The sequence below is a fragment of the Ochrovirga pacifica genome (assembly GCF_000220525.1).
Taxonomy (GTDB): Bacteria; Bacteroidota; Bacteroidia; order Flavobacteriales; family Flavobacteriaceae; genus Ochrovirga; species Ochrovirga pacifica.
The window spans coordinates 1-5,732 of sequence record NZ_AFPK01000047.1; the positions used below are offsets into that span (position 1 = coordinate 1).

Genomic DNA, 5,732 nt, shown 5'->3' on the forward strand with positions numbered 1-5,732 from the left:
ATGATTATTGGTTATGAATTAAATATTCGCAGCCAACCAATCTCCTACTTCAGAAGTTCCATAAGACTTACCTCCGTCGGCTAAATCTTCGGTTACAAATCCTTGTGCTAAGGCTTTATTTACTACTTCTCTGATCGCTTTTCCTTCTTCTTGCAGCCCAAAGTTTTCGAACATCATTGCTGCAGACAATACAGTTGCCATTGGGTTGGCAATGTTCTTACCTGCTGCTTGTGGGTACGATCCATGAATAGGTTCGAATAAGGCAATATCTGCTCCCATAGATGCAGATGGCATTAATCCCATAGAACCAGAGATTACAGAAGCCTCGTCTGTTAAAATATCTCCAAATAAGTTTTCTGTAATTAATACATCGTAAGAAGATGGCCATTGTACCAAACGCATCGCTACCGCATCTACAAACTCATAAGAAACCTCAACCTCTGGGTAATCAGCTTCTAACCCTTGTACTGTTTCTCTCCATAAACGAGAAGTTTCTAATACGTTTGCTTTATCAACACAACATAGTTTTTTAGAACGAGTCATAGCCAACTCAAATCCTTTACGAGCCAAACGAGTTACCTCTTCTTTAGTATACAAACAGTTATCAAAAGCTGTATCTCCGTTATCTTTTCTTCCTTTTTCTCCAAAGTAAATACCTCCTGTTAACTCACGTAAAAAAACCAAGTCAGTACCTTCAATACGCTCTTGTTTTAACGGAGATTTATCTAATAAAGAAGGGAATACAAATGTAGGACGTACATTGGCAAACAACCCTAAAGCTTTACGCATTTTTAATAAACCTTGCTCTGGACGAACTTTAGCTGTTGGATCGTTGTCGTATTTTGGATCTCCAATAGCCCCAAACAAAACTGCATCAGAAGATTTACAAATTTCATGTGTTTCATCTGGGTAAGGCTCTCCAACCGCATCGATAGCAGCTGCACCTGTTAAGGCTGGTTTCCAAGTTATTTCATGTCCAAATTTTGTAGCAATTGCATCAGAAACTTTTACTGCCTGATCAATTACTTCTGGTCCAATTCCGTCACCAGCTAATAATGCAATGTTTAATTTCATTTTTATTATAGTTTATAAAGTTTTAAAGTTTATATAGTTCTAAAGTTGCAAGCCTACTAACAAAAATTAACTTTCAACTTTCTAACCTTTAACTTTTAAACTCAAATTATATTCAACATTTTTTCTGTGGCCATAATTGCCGATACTGTTTGATCAGAATCCAATCCACGTGTTTTGTATTCTTTTCCGTTTAAGTTCCAAGTAATTACAGTTTCACACAAGGCATCCGAATGCGACCCCGGAGGAATACGCACTGCGTAATCGGTTAACCTTGGCAAGTCTAACTTTTTTTTCTGATAGATTTTTTTTAAGGCTTTTATAAAAGCATCGTACTGTCCATCACCACTTGCTGTTTCTTCAACCACTTCACCGTCAAAAGACAAAGCTACGGTAGTTGAAGGTCTTAATCCTTTGGCATGCGTTAACACATACGAAACGATGTTTACTTTTTTATCATCAATGGTATCCGAGTTCAACACATCTGAAATGATATAAGGCAAATCGTGCTGGGTTACCAATTCTTTTTTGTCTCCTAATTCAATTACTCTAGCAGTCACTTTTTTCAACTCTGCATCGGTCAATTGAATTCCTAATTCACTTAAATTTTTTTGAATATTGGCTTTCCCAGAGGTTTTTCCTAGGGCGTACTTTCTTTTTCGTCCAAAACGTTCTGGTAACAAGTCGTTGAAATACAAATTCTTTTTGTTATCTCCATCAGCGTGAATTCCTGCTGTTTGGGTAAATACATTCTCTCCAACGATAGGTTTACTTTCTGGAATTTTAAACCCAGTAAATGCCTCTACCAATTTAGACACTTTGTACAATGCCGTTTCGTTAACTTCTATTTTGTAAGCAGGCATAAAATCGTTTACACAAGCTACCACACTAGCTAACGGAGCATTCCCTGCACGTTCTCCCATACCATTTAGTGTTAAATGCAACCCATCTGCACCACCTTTAATGGCTTCCATGGCATTGGCTACACTTAAATCATAGTCGTTATGACAGTGAAAATCTAAATGCAAATTGGGATATTTTTGTTTGATTTCTTGCAAATATTCAAAAGACTCTTTAGGTGTTAAAATTCCCAAAGTATCTGGTAACATTACTCGTTTTACGGGTTGCTGCGCTATAAAATCTAGATATTGATACACGTAATTTCTAGAGTCTCTCATTCCATTAGACCAATCTTCTAAATACACATTGGTAGCAATACCTTTTGCTTGGGCTAGTTGAATGGTTTCTGCAATTTCAGAAAAATGTTCTTCTGGTGTTTTTCTTAGTTGATAAGTTAAATGGTTAAGAGAACCTTTGGTTAGTAAATTTTGCACTTTGGCTCCTGCATCTTCCATCCATTGTATAGAAGTTCCTCCATCAACAAAGGTCAATACTTCTATTTTATCTAAATGTTGTTGACTTGTAGCCCAATTGGTTATATTTTTTACTGCATTGAATTCTCCTTGAGATACACGAGCAGAAGCGATTTCAATTCGATCAACCTTTAGCTCTTCTAACAACAACTGTGCTATGGTAAGTTTTTCATTAGCAGCAAAGGATACACCAGAAGTTTGCTCTCCATCTCGGAGAGTGGTATCCATGATCTCTATTTTCTTCGTACTCATATCTTTCTTGGTCTTATTTTTAGAAATTTCATAATTTAACTACTGATTTACAATCAGTTTTTTGTAAAAAATCGATTTCTAAAAACACGGTGGGCAAATATAAAAAAAGCGTTTTATAAAATTTTGAACGAAACCAAAAAGTCTTTAAAATTCATCAACAAATTCCGTTTTTTTTCTAAACTCCCAAAAAGCATCAAAAATTAACAAACCTTAATGTTTTAATAGTACATAAAAATGTACTTCCAAAAAAAAATCCTCTAACAACTATGCACTAGCTGCTAGAGGATTTCTTCTTATTTTTTTAAACTTGCTATTTCTTAAGCACTTTCTTTACTATTACTTTATCTGCTTGATAAATTTTTATAAAATACATACCAGAGACATGTCTATTTAACGGAATAGAAGTACTTGGTAATTCTGTACTTGGAATGGTTAACAACAAACTTCCCGAACTGTTATAAACCTCTATTTTAGCTCCTATACTGGTCACAACATTAACAATTCCAGAAGTTGGGTTTGGCGTAACTGTATGAGTTATTTTTACAGGATTATTTGACAAGAATTCTTTGTGCTGCTCAATTTGAGGTGAAGCTGTATCGCAAGGGCTTACAGTAGCTCCAAAAAGACCATCCAAACTTTTTTCACTTATCAATGATGGCCTTTTAGCGTTAGTCCATCCAGGAGCACTAGTAGGTGTATGGTCTGATAATTTATAGAATGCATTTGGAGAATCAATTAGTATTTTTGCAATTCCCGAAGTACTAATTCCATTTCCTCCTCTTCTTAGGTTGACGTATGAATTATTTGTTTTAGCTATTTTAACTCCAAAACATCCATTTTCTGATGGACTTTTACCTCCGCAATTACATCCATCTATAGAAGGGTCTGCAGAATATTTTATGACCGCAAGTGTTTTTCCCGAAACTGTCTCCATGTCATCATTTATAGTTCCATCTGTTTGCTTGGCTGCTAAGATAGTTTTGGTTGCCTGGTCGTAAAACTTGTAGAACTTGCTTTTTACCTGAGCATCATTTCCTCCTTTTCCTTGTATTTGTTTTAACTTAACATTAGCAAAAGTTCCTTTATAGGTATTGATATCTGCTATTTTTACAAAAAAACCTAGCGAGTTTCCGTTATTACCAAACTTTTCAAACTGCTTATTGGTAACCAGATTATTAAAACTGTTTTTGCTCATCAAAGCACTGTTAATATCGCTTACTTTAATATCCTTATCATCTTCAAATCCTTTATCTAACCTTACTGTAAATACTGTTCCTTCTGAAGATGCATCCGAAATATCTACACACCCTTGTTCTACATTGTGCGGAGAAACATCCACACAAGACAGACCGTTAATTGCTTTAATTCCTCTACCATATATACCGTCTACAGTTTTATCTTTTGTAATAATAGCTTTGTTTAATCCAGTTTCTATTCTTAAAGGAACTCCTCCCGTTCCTTCTAAATTTTTAAATAACAAACCAACACCTGCTTGTATTTGCACAATTCCGTAACCTCCATGACCATTGTTTGCCGAAATATTTTTAATCAATCCTTGTTCTGGTGTTCTGTCTTTTTCTGGGTAAACAGAAGTAGACAATATAGATTTAAAATGATTTTTTTCTCCAGCATCGTTAAAGCTAAACGTTAGTGTAGAAATTCTAGAATAGTTGTCCACAATATTAAAATTCGCAATTTTAAAATTCTCTGCATTGGCCACTGTTATAAAACTTTCTCCTGACAATGCATCTGTTTTTGTAATTGTTCCTGTTTTTTGTAGTGGAGTAAGCTGCCTTAATTGTACGGTAAATCTTTTGGTTATGTCGTCTTCATCGCCATTAGAAGTAAAGGTAAAATTACTTACCCTTGCCCCTGTTTTCCCTACTGAAAACATACTTGCATTTTTTTGGGTGTTCAATCCATTTCTATTGGTTTTTAAAACCACATTGGCTCCTACACGAATATGTGTATTGCTTTTGATTTTTACATCTTTAAAGTAAAAAGTGTTTTTAGATCCATCGGCTAATAATTTTATTTTTTTACCTGGATTGTTGTCAATCAATGTCTGCAAAGCATCAGAATCTGTGTTGTTCTCTAGACCGCTTGGTTTTAATGTTACAGAACCGCTAGGGCTGGCACCGTTGTAAAATTCACTTTCATTACTAGCATTCATTCCACAAGGATTAGCTACTTGAGCTTTGGTACTTACATGAAGTAACAACACATAAAACACTAATGATAGTTTTTTTAGATTTTTCATAAAATATTTGGTTTAAGTTAGGTTTTTGACAGATTCACTTTATAAAAAATAAAGATTCTCTAATTCTCAAATCTATAACTCATCTAAAAATCTTATGTTTTTCTGCGTACATATTTTGTCTTTACGTACGCTAACAGACATCTGTCTTAAATATTTGTGGTTATTTTAAATCTCCTAAAAGCAATGCTACACCTACACCATAGTAAGTTTCTGGCTGGGTAAAGTGAAGTGATGGAGTTACTTTAATCCCAACCACATTGTATAATGGAAACTCAATAGCTGGGGCAATAACAATTCCAAAAGCAGAATAGCTGTTATCATCATAGTCATATTCATACCCCTATCTTACTTCATCGTAACGTGTTTTTCTGTAGTTTTTTGGTTCTTCTACAAGGTTATATGCCAATCCTACCTGAAGATTTAACCTGCTTCTTCTGTTTTTATCAAAATTATAGATTCTACCCACTAACAAACGGTGCGATAAAACAACATCCAAATCAAAATTAAACCAATCCTCAGAAGACACCATGTCATCAGGCCTTTGGTTTGCATAATTTAGCTGGAGTTGTTGCGCTATTGTAAAAGAATATTTGTCTTTATAAATGTAATTAACATCCCAAAACATACCTAGGTAATTTCCCATTTCCAAACCTCCAGATAGGTATATGGCACGTGTTTTTTTGGGCGTTGATTTGCAGTGCTACTAAGGATAAGCACACGATTAGCAAATTTTTCATTTTTTGCTTGTAAGTTACTGTTTTTCATAAAAAAAAGNT

General features: G+C 34.7%; 4 protein-coding genes. All 4 read right to left on the bottom strand.

Features of this window, described 5'->3' with window-relative positions; genetic code table 11:
• Nucleotides 1-18: 18 nt before the first annotated feature.
• Nucleotides 19-1,074, bottom strand: a complete 1,056-nt coding sequence (gene leuB, locus FS85_RS0110375) for a 3-isopropylmalate dehydrogenase (RefSeq protein ID WP_010136199.1) — start codon at nucleotides 1,072-1,074, stop codon at nucleotides 19-21.
• Between the two features lie 101 nt (nucleotides 1,075-1,175).
• Nucleotides 1,176-2,696 carry an alpha-isopropylmalate synthase regulatory domain-containing protein gene (locus FS85_RS0110380; protein ID WP_010136200.1) on the bottom strand — a complete coding sequence of 507 codons (1,521 nt, stop codon included), beginning with the start codon at nucleotides 2,694-2,696 and terminating at the stop codon, nucleotides 1,176-1,178.
• A 310-nt stretch (nucleotides 2,697-3,006) separates the two neighbouring features.
• Nucleotides 3,007-4,956 (bottom strand): T9SS type A sorting domain-containing protein, encoded by a 1,950-nt coding sequence (locus tag FS85_RS0110385; RefSeq protein ID WP_010136201.1) that lies wholly within the window; start codon nucleotides 4,954-4,956, stop codon nucleotides 3,007-3,009.
• Between the two features lie 340 nt (nucleotides 4,957-5,296).
• Complete coding sequence (locus FS85_RS0110390) at nucleotides 5,297-5,599, bottom strand: hypothetical protein (RefSeq protein WP_010136202.1); 303 nt, start codon at nucleotides 5,597-5,599, stop codon at nucleotides 5,297-5,299.
• Nucleotides 5,600-5,732: the final 133 nt, after the last annotated feature.